15 protein-coding genes are annotated in these 18,882 nt (G+C 68.0%); 1 reads left to right on the top strand and 14 read right to left on the bottom strand.

All coding sequences use genetic code 11. The features are described 5' to 3' along the window. Position 1: 1 nt before the first annotated feature. The 7 genes from VFA08_05990 to VFA08_05960 form a co-directional block, all read right to left on the bottom strand. A complete protein-coding gene (locus tag VFA08_05990) occupies positions 2-811 on the bottom strand; it encodes an ABC transporter permease (protein HYZ13143.1) in 810 nt (269 codons plus the stop codon). Next, on the bottom strand, positions 811-1,668 hold the full coding sequence (locus tag VFA08_05985; protein HYZ13142.1) for an ABC transporter permease: 858 nt from the start codon (positions 1,666-1,668) through the stop codon (positions 811-813). The genes VFA08_05990 and VFA08_05985 overlap by 1 nt, the downstream gene beginning before the upstream one ends. Continuing rightward, positions 1,665-2,729, bottom strand: coding sequence for an ABC transporter ATP-binding protein (locus VFA08_05980; protein HYZ13141.1), 1,065 nt, complete (start codon positions 2,727-2,729; stop codon positions 1,665-1,667). The genes VFA08_05985 and VFA08_05980 overlap by 4 nt, the downstream gene beginning before the upstream one ends. Positions 2,730-2,739: 10 nt before the next feature. Beyond that, complete coding sequence (locus tag VFA08_05975; protein ID HYZ13140.1) at positions 2,740-3,909, bottom strand: extracellular solute-binding protein; 1,170 nt, start codon at positions 3,907-3,909, stop codon at positions 2,740-2,742. A 71-nt stretch (positions 3,910-3,980) separates the two neighbouring features. Continuing rightward, entirely contained in the window at positions 3,981-4,925 is a 945-nt protein-coding gene (gene speB, locus VFA08_05970) for an agmatinase (protein ID HYZ13139.1), read from the bottom strand. 39 nt (positions 4,926-4,964) lie between these two features. Then, the gene (locus VFA08_05965; protein ID HYZ13138.1) at positions 4,965-5,501 is read right to left on the bottom strand and encodes a GNAT family N-acetyltransferase; all 537 of its coding nucleotides are present in this window, start codon (positions 5,499-5,501) and stop codon (positions 4,965-4,967) included. Between the two features lie 41 nt (positions 5,502-5,542). Then, positions 5,543-7,141, bottom strand: coding sequence for a GH25 family lysozyme (locus VFA08_05960; protein HYZ13137.1), 1,599 nt, complete (start codon positions 7,139-7,141; stop codon positions 5,543-5,545). A 200-nt stretch (positions 7,142-7,341) separates the two neighbouring features. On the opposite strand from VFA08_05960, the gene VFA08_05955 reads away from it, so the two are divergent. Continuing rightward, entirely contained in the window at positions 7,342-8,148 is an 807-nt protein-coding gene (locus VFA08_05955) for an inositol monophosphatase family protein (protein HYZ13136.1), read from the top strand. On the opposite strand, the gene VFA08_05950 is transcribed toward VFA08_05955, so the two are convergent. From VFA08_05950 to VFA08_05920, 7 genes are read right to left on the bottom strand one after another with little or no spacing between them, the layout of a single operon-like run. Continuing rightward, the gene (locus VFA08_05950) at positions 8,096-8,938 is read right to left on the bottom strand and encodes a PIG-L family deacetylase (GenBank protein HYZ13135.1); all 843 of its coding nucleotides are present in this window, start codon (positions 8,936-8,938) and stop codon (positions 8,096-8,098) included. The genes VFA08_05955 and VFA08_05950 overlap by 53 nt on opposite strands. Further along, entirely contained in the window at positions 8,935-11,055 is a 2,121-nt protein-coding gene (locus VFA08_05945) for a hypothetical protein (GenBank protein ID HYZ13134.1), read from the bottom strand. The genes VFA08_05950 and VFA08_05945 overlap by 4 nt, the downstream gene beginning before the upstream one ends. A 4-nt stretch (positions 11,056-11,059) precedes the next feature. After that, positions 11,060-12,256 carry a sn-glycerol-3-phosphate ABC transporter ATP-binding protein UgpC gene (gene ugpC / locus VFA08_05940; GenBank protein HYZ13133.1) on the bottom strand — a complete coding sequence of 399 codons (1,197 nt, stop codon included), beginning with the start codon at positions 12,254-12,256 and terminating at the stop codon, positions 11,060-11,062. 11 nt (positions 12,257-12,267) lie between these two features. Then, on the bottom strand, positions 12,268-12,756 hold the full coding sequence (locus VFA08_05935; protein HYZ13132.1) for an ureidoglycolate lyase: 489 nt from the start codon (positions 12,754-12,756) through the stop codon (positions 12,268-12,270). Then, positions 12,756-15,911 carry a glycosyl hydrolase gene (locus VFA08_05930; protein HYZ13131.1) on the bottom strand — a complete coding sequence of 1,052 codons (3,156 nt, stop codon included), beginning with the start codon at positions 15,909-15,911 and terminating at the stop codon, positions 12,756-12,758. The genes VFA08_05935 and VFA08_05930 overlap by 1 nt, the downstream gene beginning before the upstream one ends. Beyond that, complete coding sequence (locus VFA08_05925) at positions 15,908-16,855, bottom strand: zinc-binding dehydrogenase (protein HYZ13130.1); 948 nt, start codon at positions 16,853-16,855, stop codon at positions 15,908-15,910. Before VFA08_05925 ends, VFA08_05930 begins: the two co-directional genes overlap by 4 nt. Then, positions 16,852-18,726, bottom strand: a complete 1,875-nt coding sequence (locus VFA08_05920; GenBank protein HYZ13129.1) for an alpha-amylase family glycosyl hydrolase — start codon at positions 18,724-18,726, stop codon at positions 16,852-16,854. The genes VFA08_05925 and VFA08_05920 overlap by 4 nt, the downstream gene beginning before the upstream one ends. Positions 18,727-18,882: the final 156 nt, after the last annotated feature.

The following is an 18,882-nucleotide window of genomic DNA, read 5'->3' as shown; positions in this document are numbered from 1 at the left end:
GTCAGCCGCGCTCGCGCTCGAGCATCGCGGGATCCGCTCCGAGGAACCTCAGCAGGTTCCCGAACATCGCTGCGAACGTGAACACCGTTGCGGCGACGATGATGAACACGATCGTCACCGACGCGATCGTCGGAGTGAACCCATAGCGCAGGCTGTTGAAGATCTTGATCGGCAGCGTTTGGACGGAGAACCCGGCGACGAGGAACGAGATGATGTACTCGTTCAGCGAAAGCACGAACGCGGCGGCGTAGCCCGTGACCATCGACGGCACGAGCAGCGGCAGCGTGATCGTTCGGAACGTTGTCCGTGGATTAGCCCCGAGCGTCTGCGCGGCCTCTCGGAGCGCCGGGTCCATCGTCTCCATGCCGAGCGAGATCGCGATCAGAGGCAAGGTCGAGAAGAAGACCCCGTGGGCGATGATCACGTTCTCGATGCGGCCGACGTGCCCGGTGGCGTTCCAGAACACCTGCAGGGCGAGCGCGGTGATCACCGGCGGCAGCAGGAACGGCAGGATGCCCAGCGAGTACAGGAGCGGCGTGAGGCGGATTCGGTACGCCCGGAGCACGTAGGCGAGAGGCGTGGCGACGGCCACGGCGAGTGCCGCACTTGCGGTGGCGATGACGAGGCTGGTGACGATGGCATCGCGCCACTCGGCGTCCGTCCACAGCGCGCCGTACCACGCCAGCGAGAACCCTTCGGGCGGAAAGTCCATGTACCGGTTCTCGTTGATCGACACGATCGCCACCACCACGAGCGGGGCGAACAGGAACACGATCGTGAACGCCGTCACGATCCACTTGAGCGCTCGCATCAGGCGACTCGCCGGGTTCGCGACTCGATCAGCGCGACGACGCCGACCACGATCAGGGAAAGGGCCGTGAGGAAGATTGCCATCGCCGATGCGAACGGCACGTTCGCGTTGAACGACGCCTGATCGGAGATGAAGACGGACAGCGTCCAGTGCTCCGGCCGCCCGAGGAGCGCCGCGATCAGGTACGACCCGAGCGTGAACACGAACACCAGCAGGAACCCCGCCATGATCACCGGTCGCGAGATCGGCACGACGACCGTCCAGAACGTCCGCCACGGCGACGCTCCCAGCGTTTGCGCGGCCTCGGTCACCTCCCGGTCCAAGCGTGTCAGCGACGGGTACAGGGTGAGGACGCAGTACGGAAACGCGATGTAGGACAGTCCGAGCAACACGGCAATGAAGCTCGGTTGGTACGCCACCGGTTCGTCCATCGCGCCGAGCCACACCAGGATGTTCGAGATGCCCGCGGCACGCCCCAGGAGCACGCTCCAGGTGAACGCCACGATGACCTCGGAGAGCGAGAGCGCCGAGAGCACCAGGATGAGTAGCGCGACGTGCGGACGCCGCCGCATCCGCGTCAGGAAGTACGTGAACGGGAACGCGATCGCGATGCACGCAGCGCCGGCGAGCAGGCAGATCCCGATCGAGAACGCAGCCCGCTCCACGAACACCTCGGACAGGAGCCGCCGCCAGCTGGCGATCTCGAACGCCGGCTCGTAGAACCCGCCCTGGATGCGCCGGTAGAACGAGGTCGCCACGATCATCCCGAACGGGATGAGGAAGAAGACGGCGAGGATGGCGATCGGGATCGCCAGGACCCCGTAGGTGGTGGACGTCGGATCTCGCCGCTCGCTCATCCGCGCACCACGACGCAGGCCTCGGGCGGGAATCTGACGGTGACCCGGTCGCCCTGCTCGACCGGCACACGGTCGCGAGGACTTCCCGCGACGACGACGTTCTCGTTCAGGCCGCAGTCGACGTAGCACTCGAACAGCTCGCCGAGGTCGCGTACGAACACGACCGATCCGTGGATGCCGTTCGACTCATCTGTCTCACCTGTCGAGAGGTGTGTGTCTTCGGGCCTGACCGAGATCAGCACCTCGTCGCCCTCGTGTGCTGACGTGCCACCTTCGACCTGCAGCGCGGCCCCCTCGATGTCGACGCGTCCGTCCGGGAGCGCCCTCCCCTTCAGCAGGTTCGTGCTGCCGATGAACCGCGCGACGAATGCAGTCGCCGGCCGTCGGTAGACCTCCAGTGGTGGACCGACCTGCTCCACGCGTCCCGCGTCCATCACGACGACGAGATCCGACATCGTCATTGCCTCGCGCTGATCATGCGTGACCATGATCGTCGTGATCCCGAGCTGCTGCTGCAGCAGCCGGAGCTCGACCTGGAGCTGCTCGCGGAGGTTCGCGTCGAGCGCAGAGAGCGGTTCGTCGAGCAGGAACAGCTTCGGAGCCAGGGCCAGGGCGCGGGCCGTGGCCACTCGTTGGCGCTGCCCGCCCGACAGCTGCGAGATGCGGCGGTCCCCCATCCCCTCGAGAGAGACAAGCCTGAGCAGCTCGTCGACGCGCACTCGGCTCTCGCGGTCGCCGACGCCCCGGATCCGGATGCCGTATGCGATGTTCCCTGCGACGGAGAGATGCGGAAACAACGCGAGCGTCTGGAAGACCATCCCGATGTCGCGCAGGTGCGGGGGTCGATCGGTGATGTCGGCGCCGTCGAGGTAGACGCGGCCCTCCGTCGGCTTCTCCAACCCGGCGATCATCCGGAGCATCGTCGTCTTGCCGCATCCGGACGGCCCCAGGAACGAGATCAGCTTGGCCGGCGGCAGCTCGAGGTCGACCCCGGCGACCGCTTCCACGTCGCCGAAGTGCTTGACGATTCCCTCGAGCTTCAGTCCTCCGCGTGCGTCCACGTCACGGTCGCTACGAGAGGATCATCTCCGTCCACTGCTGGTCGATGAAGTCCTCGAACTGGTCGTAGATCTCGTACTTCGGGCGCAGCGCGGCGTCGGGGCCGGGACCACCGACCGCCTCGTACTCCTTCTCGGTGAGGTCCATCGTTTCCTTCCGCGCGGTCGGCGTGGTGCCGAGCGTCCTCGCCAGTTCCGCCTGCACCTCGGGCCGGCAGAAGTAGTCGATGAACGCGACGCAGCCCCCGAGGTTCTCGGTGGTCCTGGTCACCGCCCAGAACCCCGAGTCCAGGATGGCGCCCTCGTCGGGGAACACGCTTCGAAGTGGCTCGCCCTGCGACGCCGCGAACGTCGTGATGTCGTGATAGAACTGCCCTAGCGACACCTCACCAGTGTTGAAGGCTTGTTGCGCCTGTGCCTCGTCGCGGTAGAACAGCTTGACGTTCGGCTTGACCTCTTGAAGCTTCGTCATGACCTCGACGATGCCGTCCTCGGTGTCGAGGATGTCGTAGCCGTCGAAGTACAACGTCGCGGTGATCTCGAGCAGATACGAGTTCGCCGCGTTCCGCAGCAGGGCCAGCTCGTTCTCCCATTCGGAGTCCCAGAAGGCGCTCCAACTGGTGGGGCTCTCCGGCACCCGCTCGGTGTTCGAGACGATCGTGATGTACCACGAAACGTTGCCCACGCCGGTGACCAGGCCGCCGTCGTCGGTCGTCCGGATGTAGCCCTCGGCGATGTTGTCGGCGTTCGTGAGGTTCGAGACGTCGTACGTCGCCAGGATGTCGCCGTTGATCGCGCGCTGGATCCCCACGCCGGAGAGCATGGAGATGTCGGCCGGTGGAGGAGTCCCGGAGTCGACGGCCTGCTTCAGCTGGACGACCCAGACCTCCGACGTCGGCTGTTCCACGGATTCGACCTCGACGCCGGTCTCCTCCGTGAATGCCGGATACATCGCCGCGAAGTTCTCCTCGAAGAACCCGCCGTACGTGCTGACCTTGATGCTGGTGCCCTCGAGATCGCCGGTCGGGATCGCGGCCGCCGTCGGGCTCGTCCCGGCTCCCGCCTGCTGCTCCGGCCTGCGGCCGCACGCCGCCAGCAGCGCTGGGAGCGAGAGGCCGACGGCGCCGGCAGCCGGCGCGCGCCTGAGCAGGTCCCTACGAGTGATCCTCCTCTCGCGGTCCACCATGCGCCCCCTCTCTTGTCGTTCATCGATGACCATCGCGGTTCGCGACGCCGAGCGCAAGCCAGACGTTCTTAGCTACGGTCGGCCGCGAACAGCGCGATGAGCTCGTACGCGATGTGCGATGCGGCAACCGCAGTGATCTCGGCGTGGTCGTACGCCGGCGCGACCTCGACGATGTCGGCTCCGGCCAGATCGAGGCCTCGAAGGCCCCGGAGGATGCCCAGCATCTCCCGGCTGGTCATGCCTCCCGCCTCGGGCGTCCCCGTTCCCGGCGCGAACGCCGGGTCGAGCGCGTCGATGTCGATCGAGACGTAGACGGGCGCGTCGCCGACGCGTTCGCGGATCCGCCCGGTGACCGCGTCGATCCCCTCCGACAAGATTTCGAGCGCCGTCACGATGCGGAACCCAAAGCTCGCGTCGTCGACGAGGTCCTGCGCCGAGAACAGCGGGCCGCGGATCGCCAGGTGGATCGAGCGGTCCTCGAGGAGCAATCCCTCCTCCCACGCGCGGCGGAACGGCGTCCCGTGCGTGTACGACGCGCCGAAGTACGTGTCCCACGTGTCGAGGTGGGCGTCGAAGTGCACGAGCGCGAGCGGTCCGCGTTGCTCGCGGAGCGAGCGGAGCAGCGGAAGGGCGATGGTGTGGTCGCCGCCGACGCACACGAGCCGTCCCACCCCGTCACGTAAGTCGGTGGCGTGCCGCTCGATCTGCCCGATCGCCTCGTCGATCGAGAAGGGGTTGCACGCGACGTCGCCGGCGTCGACGACCTGCTGCGCGGCAAACGGCTGCACGGCGAGTCCCGGGTGATACGCGCGGAGCAGGCGAGACGCGTTCCGCACGGCGATCGGCCCGAACCGCGCGCCGGGCCGATAGGTCACGCCCGAGTCGAACGGTACGCCGAGGACGGCCACGTCGGCGCGTTCGACCTCGTCCAGACGCGGGAGTCGCGCGAACGTCGATGGACCGGCGAAACGCGGGACGACGAGCGGATCGACGGGCCCGCGCGGTTCACTCATCCGCGGCGCAGCGTAGTGCGTCGCGAGCGTTCGCGTTCGTCAGCGTTCGGCGCGCGCGAGCTCGTAGCGCACGACCTCGCCGCCGTGTCGGTGCTCGAAGCGTTCGACGAGGCGCAGGCCGACGTTCTCCGCGACGCGGAGCGACGGGACGTTCTCTGCCGCCGCGAACGCCCGGACGCGCTCGGCGCCGAGTGTCTCGAACGCGTAATCGATTAACGCGCGAACTGATTCGGTCGCGTACCCCCGCCCCTGGAACGCCGGGGCGATCGTGTATCCGATCTTGGCCACGCCCGACTCACCGTCGACCGCGCTGATGCCGACGTCGCCGACCAGGCGACCGCCGTCGCGTTCCTCGACACTGAACTGCACCCACCCGCCTGCGCCGCCCGGTGGCCGGCTCTCCATCTCCACGATCTCCGCGCGGATGCCGTCGGGGTCCGTGCGGTCCCACCCTTGGTACCGGTTCACGTTCGGGTCGCTGCGGTAGGCCGAGATCGGTTCCGCGTCCTCAGGTCTTGATCGCCGAAGAACGAGGCGCTCCGTCACGAGCGGCTTGAACTCGGGGTCGGCGCGCATCGTCCGGGGAAGGGTAACCACCGGGGACGTGCCGAGGAGCGCTACCCAGCGACCGGCGCGGGCGGCACGACGGACAGCGCGTCCACCGAGACGACGCGCCCGGTGGCGCGAGGGTCGGATCGGCCCAGCACCTCGATCCGGATCGTGTGCAGGCCCGGCGACAACCCCGTCACACGGTGACGCACGCCATCCACGCGCCGAGCGGAGTACGTGTCGACGACACGCTCGAGCTTCCCGTCGATCCAGATGGCGGCGAGGCCATGGTTCGGCCCGGTGATCGTGGTCCACACGGCACCCGTCCCGCGGAAGCGCACGTCGGCGCGCGCTCCGTTCACGTCGCTGCCCGACACGCGCCCGCTGCGCCCCTCGCGCGCGGGAAGCACCGTCCACGCACCCGGCCGCCGGTAGGTGATCGCCGTGCTGCCCTGTTCGAGCTCCGTCGGCGCGACGAACGCGCGGACGATGCTCGGTGTGGGGTTGCCGGCGCGGTCCGCGACGCGATGCACCGCGGTCGCCGGGTTCACGACGATCCGGTAGTGCTCGCCGGGAACGAGGGGTCGGCGCGGCGTGATGGCGACCCGTCGCACATCACCCGACGAGCACCCGATATAGGTTCCGACGCCGGTGAGACAGGCGAGTCGGATGCTCGGCTGCCTGACGAACCGGCTCGCCCGCACGTGCACGTTCTGCGGCGTTATGCCGCCCACTGTCTCGTCGAACGACACGATCGCCGGGCTCGTGAAGTCGCCCGGGCGTGTGATCCGCGCCGTCGGCGGGGTCGTGTCCGGAACCGTGATGACGAGCTCACCCAGCGACCGATCCGCGAGGTTCACGTCGACGCACCCGCGGATCCCCGGAACGTTGCCGCAGTCGCTCTGCTGCCAGATCGACCATCCGTGGCCGCCCCATTCCCGGGCCGGAAGCGCGGGACGTCGGACGCCCCAGTGAGCGATCCACAGCGTGTCGAAGCCCGCCTTCACCACCGCCGTCGTGTTGCCCGTTCGCTCGGCCCACCCGATGGAGCTCGTGTAGACCATCGGCCGCACGCCAAGGCGGTCGCGAACGCGGCGAAGCCACTGGAGGATCCACCTCGTCAACCGCCGGTGCGACAGCCCGCCGGTGGTCTCGAGGTCGAGCACGGGGATGACGTTCCCTGGCTCCAGGCGCGCGACGTCGAGGAAATGGTTCGCCTCGCGAACGGCGTCGAAGGGGCCCTTGTCCGGACGAGCGAAGTGGTACGCGCCGAACGCCAACTGGTTGGCCTCGGCCTCCGACTTGTTCCGCAGGTACTTCTGGTCGATGTACGTACGGCCCTCGGTCGCCTTGGCGATCACGAAGTGATGGCCCGAGCGTGCGACGCGCTCCCAGTCGATCCGACCCTGGTAGTGGGACACGTCGATGCCCCGGATCTGACTCCCGCTCGCCTGTCGAACGACCGCTCGAGGGAACGCCGAGGCGCCGGCGACGATCGACTCACTGATCGCCTCCACGAAACCCACCGCGGGCGCGGACGCCTTTGGGCCGGTTCGGTGCGGCGACGGCCGCTTTGGCTCGTCGCCTTTGAAGTTGGGATATGAGGCCAGACCAGCCAGCGCGGCGGCCAACACCACGCATGCCACCGCGCGCCGAACGTAGTGCATCGACGCTGTCCCCCTGCCAAGGACGGGATGGGCGAGGTTACCGAGTGCAACGACGTTTTCGGAGCAGGGACGCTCGAGTTGGAGCATTCCTCCCGAACATCCGTGCACTGAGCGTGCTCGCGGCTCGTTGTCCGGAGGAGTTGCGCCGGGCGTGAGCTCAGCTCAGGTCGGTCGGACGTCGCCCGTACACTCGCCGCACCATGCCTGTGGACGCCGACGCCATCCGTTCGCTCGCCGTCGACCTCGCGGCGCAAGCAGCAGCGGTGCATGCGGACGGCCGAAAATCGATGCTCCGAGTCGAGGAGAAAGGCTCGCCGTTCAGCCTGGTCACGCAGGTCGACCGGGAGGCCGAAGGCGTGATCGTCGACGGGATCGGAGCGGCACGTCCGGATGACGAGATCCTCGGTGAAGAAGGAACGTCGGTGCCCGGCAGCTCAGGCGTGCGGTGGCTCGTCGACCCGGTCGATGGAACGACGAACTACGTCTACGGCTATGCCGCGTATTCCGTCTCGATCGGCGTCGAGATCGACGGTCAACCTGCGGTCGGCGTGGTGTTCGACACCGGGCGGAACGTGCTGTACACGGCCGTTCGCGGTCGCGGAGCGACCGCGAACGGCGACCCCATCAAGGCGAGCGACAAGGACGAGCTCGCCACCGCGCTCGTCGCGACGGGCTTCGGGTTCGAGCCCGCGCTTCGGACACGGCAGGGCGAGACGCTGACGAAGATCCTGGCGCGTGTTCGCGACATCCGGCGGAGCGGCTCGGCGTCGATCGACCTCCTTTCGTTGGCCACCGGGGCCGTGGACGCGTACTACGAAGGTGGGCTCTCGCCTTGGGACGTCGCGGGTGGAGCCGTCATCGCCGAGGAGGCCGGCGCGACGGTGCTTCGGTCGACCGTCGATGGCTTTCCCGGGATCGGCGTGATCGGTGCGAACCCTCGGCTGCTCGATCCGCTCATCGCTTTGCTCCGAGACGCCGGCTTCGCCCTCGACGCTCCCGACCGCTAGCGGCGGCGGCCGCGAGTTCGAGATCTTCGAAGAGGTTGCCTCGAACGACCGCACCGGCTTCGCGCTCGGGCCACGACTGGACGAAACACTCGTGGGCGAGATGCAACGGGCGGAGGTCCCGGGGTAGTCGTTCGAGCTCGCCGATCTGGGATCGATGCTGTGAGATCGCGGCGACCTTGCGCTCGTACAGGTCGGTGACGTCGACGTCGACTGCGATCGTCTCGTCCGGAACGCCAACCGGATTCAGGAACGTGTCCTGGTCGCCGAACGGCAGGCCGCGCTCGGCGACTTCCCGGTAGTACGCGTCCATCGTCGAGCGGCGCAGCGCCACGTGATACAGCCGCTGAAAGGCGCCCGGCCAAGCGGACGACCGAGCCCGCGCGAACGCCTCGTCCCCGATCTCTCCCGCACGGACGTGATCGTGGTGATGCGTCATCCCATCCGGACCGAACGTCACGACAGCATGAGGCGCAGCGTCCTCGAGGATGGCGCGGACTCGCTCGACCGCGTTCTCGAACGGAGCATCGGGCACGTGCCAGTCGGTGTACCGGAGGAACTCGATCCGCGCGCTTGGCACGCCGACCGACGCGGCCCACGAGGCTTCCTCTCGTTCACGAACGCCCGCCAGCGTTTCCCGCGTCGCGACCGGCTCCCAGATCGGACCGTTGCCGCCGCTCGTGAGCAGGATGATCGTGATGTCGAGGTCCCCCTCACGCCGGAGGATGCTCCCGCTGAGGGTGTACGCGTCATCGTCGGGATGGGCGAAGACGGCGGCGAGCCGCGGCGTCACTTGGACGGGATCGACACGATGCCGTAGAGCGGCACGTTCCGAAGCACCAACCGGATGGTGCCGTCCGCACCTACCTCCGCCCCGGCGGTCAGATCGCCGCCGGGGCTGAACGCGTGCACCGCAGCTGTTTCGAACGGCAGCCGGATGTCGAGGACGAGCCGGTCGAGCGGCGGCACGCGATCCGCGGTCTCGTCGTACTCGTACCGGATCAGGTGCAGGGCGGCCCCGTCGCTCACGCGCTGGACGTTGAACGCAACGTCCGTTCGGCCCTCCACGATGCGTACCTGCGGTCTCGCCGCAACGAGATCCAGGGAGAACTCGAACGGCTGCCCGCGACGAACCCGTTCGTGTTCGAGCAGCGCCTTCGTTCTCTTCCCCAGGTTCGCGCCGAGCTCGCCGAGGACGATTAGCCTCCCACCCCGCTCGACGAAGGTCTCGAGGAGCTGTGCCTGCCGTGCGGTGAGAACGTCGACAGCGGGCAGGACGATGGTCCCGTACATCGCCAGATCGTCGTCGCCGAACGTGTCGGGCCGGAGCTCGCCCTCGGGGAACACAAGGACGTCGTACGGCTGCGCAGCCTCACAGAGGACGCGGGACACCTGATCGAACGCCAGCATGTCGCCCTCGAACATCACGTTCTCGCGGTTGTCCTTGGGTAGTTCGATCGCCGTGCGGGCGACCGCGTTGCTCTCGATCCCGTACACGACCGCGACCTCGGCCCACGTCGGATCGCCGGCGAACAGGTGCTCGTGGTCGGCGAGGAACGCCTGGATCTCGGCCCCGAGCTCGTGCGGCGGGTAGAACGCGTCCTCGACGACGCTCCCCATCCACGACCCGTACGGAACGGACATGTTCACGCCGAGCGCTGCCGCCTCGTAGAGCGACTGGCGGAACCGGTCGTACATCTTGCCGCGCTTGAGCGCCTCGACCATCTGCATGACCACCCCGCCGTACGGGTTCTCGACGACGACGAGCGGCTTGCCGCGCGCGAACGCGGCCGCATAGCGGTACCACTCCGGCTGTCGCCAGAGTGTGTTCCGCATCTCCGTCACGACGACGTCCACGTACGGCTCGAGTGGGTAATAGTGCTCGAACAGGTTGAAGAAGTTCCCGGAGATCAGCACGTCGCGTCCCTTGCTGGCGGCGTATTCACGAGCGTAGTCGGCGAGCTCGGCGAAGTACCGGCGGATGTTCCGTCGCTGAAACGTGGTGTAGTGGAAGAACAGCGGCGTGTTCATGTAGTCGCCGCTGAAGTCGTAGCCCCGTTCGAGCAAGAACGAGCCGTAGTGGAACGAGTCGAGATCGACGCCGTCGAGCTCGGGCGGGCGTTCGGGTAGCTCGCGAAGGTATTCGCCGAATCCGCGCATGCACGTATCACAGAAGCACCCGCCGTACTGAAGCGAGGTGAGCGGGACCTCGGCCTCGTCGAAGTGCACGCCGTGGACGCCGGCGTCGATCTGCAGACGAACGATCGCCTTGAGGTACTCGCGCCAGACCGGGTTGTTCCGATCCATCATGATGTTCCAGTGCTCCCGGTCGGGGCACTCGATCCACAGTGCATGACACGCCTGGCCGTGGATGTCCCGCTGCGCGCACTCCTCGAGGATGTCGAGGACCTCGCGACCGTCGGCGTCGAGGACCGGTTCGGAGAAATACTTCTCGCGCGGCGCCCAGATCGCCGGGTACCGGTTCTGCCAGAACTCGCGCATGCCGAGCCAGTCGCGCTTGCCGGCGTCACGCGTCTCGTTGAAGGCGAGCACCATGGTCTCGGCGTCGTCGAGCTCGACCGGGTACTCCCACGCGTGCTCGAACACGACGCCGAAGACCTTGATGCCTCGTTCGCCGCACGCCGCGATGAATTCGGAGTCGTTTACGTACCCGTAGACGCGGAACCGCGCGGGGATCTCGCCGAACGCCTCCTCCTCCAGGTACGGCAGCGAGAGGTTCCCGCCCCCGAGGGCCGACCAGACGAGCATCGTCGCTCGGTAGTCCTCGAGGTGGTCGATCATCTTCAGTCGTCTGGGCGGCAGGCTCGGGTGGTAGTTGTGCTGGCCCGGGTACCACGCGTCGAAGTAGACGCCGCGCTCCAATCGCCGCCGCGCCGGTGGCGACGTCACGACCTCACGACCAGATCGCCCGGCCGGTCTCCGGGTCGAAGAAGTGGACGTTCGCCGTGTCGACGGCAACCTCGACGTTGTCGCCCTCGCGAGCCTTCGTGTGCGCGTCGAACCGCGCGATGAACGTCGTCTCTCTCGCGCCGCGCTCCAGCTCAGAGACGTCGGCGCCGGCGTCGGCCGCGAGCTCCCTCGTGTCCTCTGTGAGCACGGGCGGCGAGCCGACGCTGAAGTAGACGAGTGCCTCGTGCCCCATGTCCTCGAGGAGGTCGACGGACGTCCGGATCCTCCGGTCCTCGGGAACGCCAGAGAGCGCCGCGTCCTCCATGTCCTCCGGCCGGATGCCGAGCACGACGGGCCGGCCGGCGAACCCATCGAGCGCCGGGCGCTCGCCGACGAGCGAGTCGTCCAACCGCAGCCGATGTTCCGCGAAGTTAGCGATCAAGCTGCCGTCCTCGCGCCCGATCTTCGCCTCGACCATGTTCATTGCCGGCGAGCCGATGAACCCCGCGACGAACAGGTTCGCCGGCCGCCGGTACAGGTTCTGGGGGCGATCCACCTGCTGGAGGACGCCCTTCTTGAGAACCGCGACGAGGTCGCCCATCGTCATCGCCTCGATCTGGTCGTGCGTGACGTACAGCGTGGTGACGTCGACGTCGCGCTGCAGCCGAGAGATCTCCGCGCGCATCTGTACGCGGAGCTTCGCGTCCAGGTTCGACAGCGGCTCGTCCATCAGGAACGCCTTGGGCTCGCGAACGATCGCCCGGCCCATGGCAACACGCTGGCGCTGACCGCCGGAGAGCTGCCCGGGCTTCCGAGTCAGCAGGTCGAAGAGCTCGAGCGTCCGCGCGGCGGTGTCCACACGTTCGCGGACCTCCGGCTTCTTCATCTTGCGCAGGCGAAGGCCGAACGCCATGTTCTCGAACACCGACATGTGCGGGTACAGCGCGTAGTTCTGAAACACCATGGCGATGTCGCGGTCCTTCGCGGCGATGTCGTTTACGACGCGATCGCCGATCCGAACCGTTCCCTCGGTGATTTCCTCGAGACCGGCGACCATCCGAAGCGATGTGGTCTTCCCGCAGCCGGATGGCCCGACGAGCACCATCAGCGAGCCGTCCTCGACGGCGAGATCGAGCGAGTCGACGGCCACAGTTCCGTCGTCGAAGACCTTCGTCACGCCCTCGAACACGACCTCAGCCACGGATCACCTCTTCACGATCGGATCTCGACCGGGTCGAACCGCGCCCACGCCACGTCCGTTCGGCCCGTGCCCTCGAGGATCAGGACGATCGCGGACGAGGGCTGCCCGACCGCGAGCGGCGCGCCGTGCCACACGGCGCGGTCCATCACGATGCCCTCGCCAGGGGGCAGTCGGAATGCGGTGAACCGCTCCATCTCGGGCAGGCGGCCCGGGTCCTCGGGATGGTCGGCCGGCGCGACGTACACGAGGAGTTCGGACGACGTCGCGATGATCGCCTCCTGCGTACGCATGTGGCGCTCGGCCCAGTCGAACTGCCGGTCGCCCGGCTGTAGGTCGAGGTACCCGACTCCGAACGGCCGACCATCGCCGGCCAGGAGAACCGTCTCGGCCCACCACCGCCATCCCGGTCCGGCCGCGTCGCGCTCGCGTTCGGGACGCGCGATCACCCGCCCGTATGGAGCGAAGGTGTCCGGCGTGAGGGGCTGGGCGTCGATGTGCATCAGGCTTCTCGCTGACGGGCGCCGACACGAGCCTTCGAGGAGACCGCCACCAGCCTTGGAACGCCGGCGATCCCCGACGGCCGGTCGACGCCGTTCAATAGGTTGGCGATCGTGTTGGCTACCCGCAGCGTGATCTCGTTCTCGCCGGGCATCAGCAGGTCGGTGACGTCGAACGCATACGGGTCCCATAGCCGAACGCCGGCGGAGCGGCCGTTCACCTCGGCCTCGATGACGTCGTCGCCCATCGGCACCTCGAGCACGACGCGCTCGCCGTCGCCCGCCGGTGGCGCGTCGAAGCGCGCCCGGTACACGCCGGTCCCCGAATAGAATGGATACCCCTGCTCGGTCCACGGCGCGGCCCGCGCGCCGGAACGCGGGGCAACGATCCGGTACCCCTTCTCGGCGTCGCCGTCGAGCCCGAACGTCCCCACGAGCTTCAGGTGGTCGACGATGCCGCCCGTGCTGCTTTCGACGACGAGACGGATCGCGAGGTCGTTCGACCCCGTCCTCGCGTGGACCGTTAGGTCGAGCTCACGCATCTGCGCGTCGAACCGAGACCGCTTCGGCTGTGCGTCGACCGTCGTGCCGTTGAGGTGAACGCGCACCTCCGAGCCGTCCATGCCGTCGAGGATCAGCGCCAGCCGATCCGGAACGTCAGCCACGTCGAACGACGCGCGGAACCAGACGGGGAGGGGGAAGGGACGGTCGGGTTCGGTCGGCAGCTGGAACGACCACGCCCCGGCGACGACCGGAAGCCACCGGTCGCCGTCGGTCGGGCCCGACGCGTACGACGCCGCCGGTGCGCCGTCGCGTTCGTCCGCCGCGCGCCAGGTCGCGATGACGAGCGCGTTGTCGTCCTCCGCCTCGAACGTCCAGGGCCCGTCGACGACGACGGCCTCGTTGTCTCGACGTGGCGACGCCTCGCGGGGCGTCATCGCGCCTCGGCCGTCTCCGCCGACGACGGGCTCGGCCGTGAGGACGAACATCGAGCCGACGGGTGGCAGGTTCAGGTCGAACGAGGTTCGGGAGCCGTCGCGATCGACCGCGGTCGCGGGGCGCTCCTCGCCGGTCGAGGGGTCCCACACGACCGGCGACGCGGCGCCGGAGATCGACATCCGGGCACGCTGCTCTTCCGTCGTCGGGTTCACCACGAAGTACAGGTCGCGGCCTTCGCGGACGCGGTGCACGCAGAAGAGCTCCTCGTTGGAAATCTCGACGTCCGGTTCGATGAGCGACGCGATCGCCGAGCGCAGGTCCTCGGCGAGCGGAGCGGCGGCCGCGGCGCCGTCCAATACGGCCCCCGCGTCGCCCCGGACGAACGCGCCGAGACCACCGCCATCGTGTTTTTTCACCTCGCCGTCCGTCGCCAGCAGCGAGTCGAACCGCGCGCCGACGTCGACGAGCGTGCCGTCGTCTCCGAACGCCGTCCGCGGCGTCGACAGAATGCCAAGGACGCGGCCGCCGGCCGACGCGAACCGCTCGAGCGCCTCCACGGTCGAAAGTCGAACGTGCGTCATCGGCGGCACCAGGACGAGCTCGAACTCCTCCTCGCCCACGCGCAACCTGCCGCCGTCCACTGCCGCATCGGCGAGCGCCTCCTCGTCGACGTAGTCGAAGTCGTGGTGCAGCCGCAAGAGCAGGTCCGTCAGCCGGTTGAGGCCGGCCTCGGTCATGTCGTTGTCGTGAGTACGCGTCTGCGGGACGTACGTCGCGAACATCGACTCGATCGGCCACACGACGGCCACCTTGGCGACGTGACGCCCGCCGGTGAGCATCTCGGAGAGACGGCTCATGTACGTCGAGAAGTGCTCGTAATACCTCCACCACGGATATTGGTAGAACATCGACGGCGGCCAGTCGCGCTTGCGAGCGCCCTCGAGCGTGTAGTGGAAGCCGTGAGGGTTGAGCACGTTCACGCCGAGCACGTACTCCCAGTCGGCGATCCACTTCATCCGCTGCATCGTGGCGTCCATGAAGATCCCCCCGAACGACTCGCAGATCAGCCGTTCGCTGCCCACCTGGTGAGCGGCGGAGCTGGCCACCTTCATCGCCACGTGCTGATCGGGAGCCTCGCGCGTTCCGATCACCGGATACAGGTGGTCGACCGCGACGACGTCCATGTTCCGGTAGTGGCGAAACAGGTTGCCCTCGACGCGGATCATCCGGCGGAGCCACTCCTCGTACAGCAGGTGCGCCGTGAACACCACGCCGTGCTCCTGGCACCAGTCGCGGATCTGTGCGTAGTACGCGGAGCTGTAGAAGTCGGTGAGCGTGTCGTAGAAGTCGTGACGCGTCCTGGCGGCGTCGGGCCGCATGTCGAAGAACAAGTCGACGAGCCGGGGGCGAAGGTCGTACCCGTTCCGCTCACGGAACCGCCCGAACATCTCCTTGGTCCACGGCACGATGGGCTGGTCGGAGGCACTCAGGAAGTAGTGCATGGCGGGTTCGTCGGAGTAGAACCCGACCAGCCGGCCCGGAAGCGGATTGCCGATCGCCTGCGCGTATGGGTCGTACCCCAGGCGGAGGAACGTCGCTGTCGACTCAGGATCGAGCGCGTCGATGTAGTAGTCGGCGCGCTTCTCCACGATGTAGCAAAGGCGCCAGAGACCGGGCGGAACCTCCCACGGCACGACCTTCTCGAACGACAGGTTCCGCGTGAGATCGATCACCCGGTCGTCTTCGCCGATCGCGAACGCGGCGATGGGCGTCGAGCGTTCGAAGTCCAGGTATCGGCTGTCCTCCCCGGTCAGGCACATGAACCACGGGCCCCTGATCTCGAAACTCACGCATTCGATGTAGCGCTGCGCGAGATCCGGCCGCTCCTTCAGGACGCGCTTGTCGGCCGTCCCGCTCGGCCAGTTCATCTCGTCGTAGATCCACGCCGCCAGGCCGAGCCGGTTGGCCTCGTCAACGGCCAGCCGGATCCGGTCGAGGTACTCGTCGCTCACGTACGGGATCTCCAGCCCGTAGCGCCCGTGCAGGATCACCCCCTGCATGCCCTTGTCTCGCAGCTCCCCGAGCTGGAACCGCATCTCGTCCGGGTCGAGCTCGCCGTTCAGGAACCAGAACGGCAGGATCCCGAACTCCCGCGAGGGCTCGCGGAACGTCTCGATGGTGGTTGGACGTCGTTCGCCCCGCATCGCGCGTTCGCTCACGGCGTCACCGTCGCCTTGACGAATCCGTCCGGCCGCTCTACCGCCGTGCGGAACGCGTCGTCGATGTGGTCCAGGTCGAACGGGTGCGTCACCAAGCCCTCCATCGAGATACGGCCCGACGTCAGGAGCCGCATGCCGCGCCGCATCCCGCGGATGATCGTCGACACGTCGCGAAAGTGCGCGTTGGCGATCTTGAACGCCATCCAGTTCCACTCCGCGAGGGGGATCGTCCGCGGATCGCCCTGGTGGTACCCGCCGATCACCACGGTCCCGCTCATCCGGGTGACGTCTCCGGCAGCCGTCAAGGCGTCCTGCACGCCGGTCATCTCGAACGTCACGTCGGCCCCGGCACCGTCTGTCAGGCCCGACACAGCGTCCTTGAGCGACTCACGGCTCACGTCGACGACGTGCGTGGCGCCGATCTTCCTCGCGCGCTCGAGCGCGTCGGCGCGGGTGTCGGCGACGATGACGTTGCGGGAACCGCGAAGCTGAACGAGCTCCAGCGCGAGTAGCCCCATGAATCCCGCGCCGATCACGACGACGTCGTCGGCGAGCCCCACCTCGGCAAGCTCGACGACGTTGACGGCGCACGCGACCGGTTCGCCGAGAGCGAGCCGGAGCGGAACGTCGAGCGCGCGGAAGCAGTACTCGGCGGGGACCGCGACGTAATCGGCGTACCCACGCGTCGTCACCCACGCCGCGACGGGTTCCCCCGGGACGAGCGTGGTCACGTCCTCGCCGGCGGCCTCGACGGTCCCGCTCACCTCGTGCCCCGGATACCAGGGGTATGCCGCGTGACCGGCCAGCCCCCGCCACATGTCGAGCTCGGACGTGCACACGCCGCACGCCGCGACGCGCAGCAGCACGTCGTCCCGCCCGATCGACGGGACCGGCTCCTCGCGAAGCTCGAACCGCCCCGGCCGTTCCATGACCGCGAGCCTCACGACGCGCCCCCCGATGACGGCACCAGAACATGCACGGACTGCTGCGGCATCCGCAGTGTCAGGTCGTCGCCGGCTCGAACGTCGATCCGTTCGCCCGTCAACGCATCCTCGACCGCGCCCGTCGATAGCACCTCATCGAGCGCCGGCGACGACTCGATGGTCGGGTTTGCACGCCCGGCGAAGTTCAGCACGACCAGCACGGGATCGCCGCCCCGAAACCTCGGACGGACGTACGCGATCACGCTGCCCCAGTTCGTCGTCAGCACAGACAGCTCACGTGACAGCAGCGCCGGTAGTCGTTCGCGGAGCTCGATCAGCCCGTCGTACCAGGGGCGCAGACCGTACCGGTCCTTCCACGGGATCCGGTCGTACGCCGTGTACGGCTGGTACCTCGCGCCGATCTCGTCCCCTCCGAACATCAGCGGGATACCCGGCACGGTGAACTGGAGCGCCGACGCGACCCGGGTCATGTCCGCCCCGTAGCGTTCCGCGAACCGGACGCCCGTGTCGTTGTTGTTGAGGAACCGAAGCACGATGGCGCCCCTGGGATAGCCACGGTCCTGGTTCGTCAGCGACGGCACGAGCAGGGCCTGGATCTCCTGAGGGAACTCCCACGCCGATGCCCACGGCCACTGGCCGGGATGGTCCGTCCAGTCGTAGCCAACGTCGAACCCGTTCTCGAAGTAGTAGCGATCGCGTGCCGTCGCCTCGGCCAGGAGCAGCAGGTCCGGCTTGATCCGCTTCAGCTCCTCGCGCCACGGGGCCCAGTAGTCGGGGCGCCGGCGCTTGATCCCCCACGCCGCGTCCACGCGGAACCCGTCGACGTCGAAGTCGCGGATCCAGTACGAGAACGCCTCGGTCATCATCGTTCGGACCTGCGGGTTGTCGTAGTTGAGGTTGGGAAGGTGCGTCCAGTCGAAGTAGTGCGTGAACTCGCCGTTCGGCTTTCGGTCGTAGAAGTCCCAGTAGTGCGAGCCGGGGCCCTCCTGCTGCGCGGTTTGGTAATAGCGATGCTCGATCGAGCTGTGGTTCGGCACGAAGTCGAGGAGCACGCGCAGCCCCAGTTCGTGCGCTCGATCGACGAGGCTCCGCATCTCCTCGGGCGATCCCCACTCCTCGTCGATGGAGAAGTAGTCCGCGATCGCGTACTCCTCGCCCGGCGCGCGCCTCGTGACGGGCGGCCAGAGCCACAGCGCGTCGACCCCGAGATCGCGAAGGTACGGCAGCCGTTCCTCGACGCTCGCGGCCCCGCCGCCCCATAGCTGGTGGACCGGCGCGTAGACGATCGCCCGATCGATCCACGCGGGGTGCTCATGCATCAGGTCGACGGTTCGCGGCTGTCCGTCCTCGACGACGAAGTACGTCGTGCTCGAGTCGGTCGTGCCCTCCGCGTCCGTCGCCGTCAGCGTGACGAAATACTCGCCGTCGCGCGCCGGCGCCTCGATCTCGAGCCGGCGTCCGGTCTCGCGGCGGAACGCGCCACCGCCGGCCAGCTGCAGATGCGGCTCAGGCGCGCCGACCTGACGGTACGGCGTCCACTCGTACGTCTCGATGGGCGTTCCGTCCGGCTCGGTCGGCTCGCTCGGTGCGCCGTCGAAGACAACGGTCGAGCCGTTGACCGACACGTCGATGCGCGCGGTCGGCCGCGACGCGAGCATCCCCGTGAAGGTGATGGGGTCGGTCTCGATGGTGCTGCCCTCATCGAGGATGCATCGCGCGGTGACGTTGTTCGGTCCCGTTCGGATCGGAACGCGGAACGAGAAGCCTTCGCCGTCGACCTCGACCTCGGCGTCCACCTCGGCGCCGTCCACGAGCGCGACGACGTCGGAGCACCTACCGGCTCCCCGAACGCGCTCTTCCCAACCAAACACGTCTCCCCCCGTCGAGACGAGACGGACGGTCGCCCTATCCTGCGGTGCTGGCGACACGTCGTCGTCACCCTCATCCGCGCCCGTACATCCGGCCGTCACGACCGTGAGCACGACGGCGCCGGCCAGGGATCGACGAACCGAAGCCGAACGGACCAC

This window comes from Actinomycetota bacterium (assembly GCA_035640355.1).
In the GTDB taxonomy this organism is placed as follows: Bacteria; Actinomycetota; UBA4738; order UBA4738; family HRBIN12; genus CALGFI01.
The sequence above is the reverse complement of the archived record's forward strand: the minus strand, read 5'-3'. Positions and strand labels throughout refer to the sequence as shown.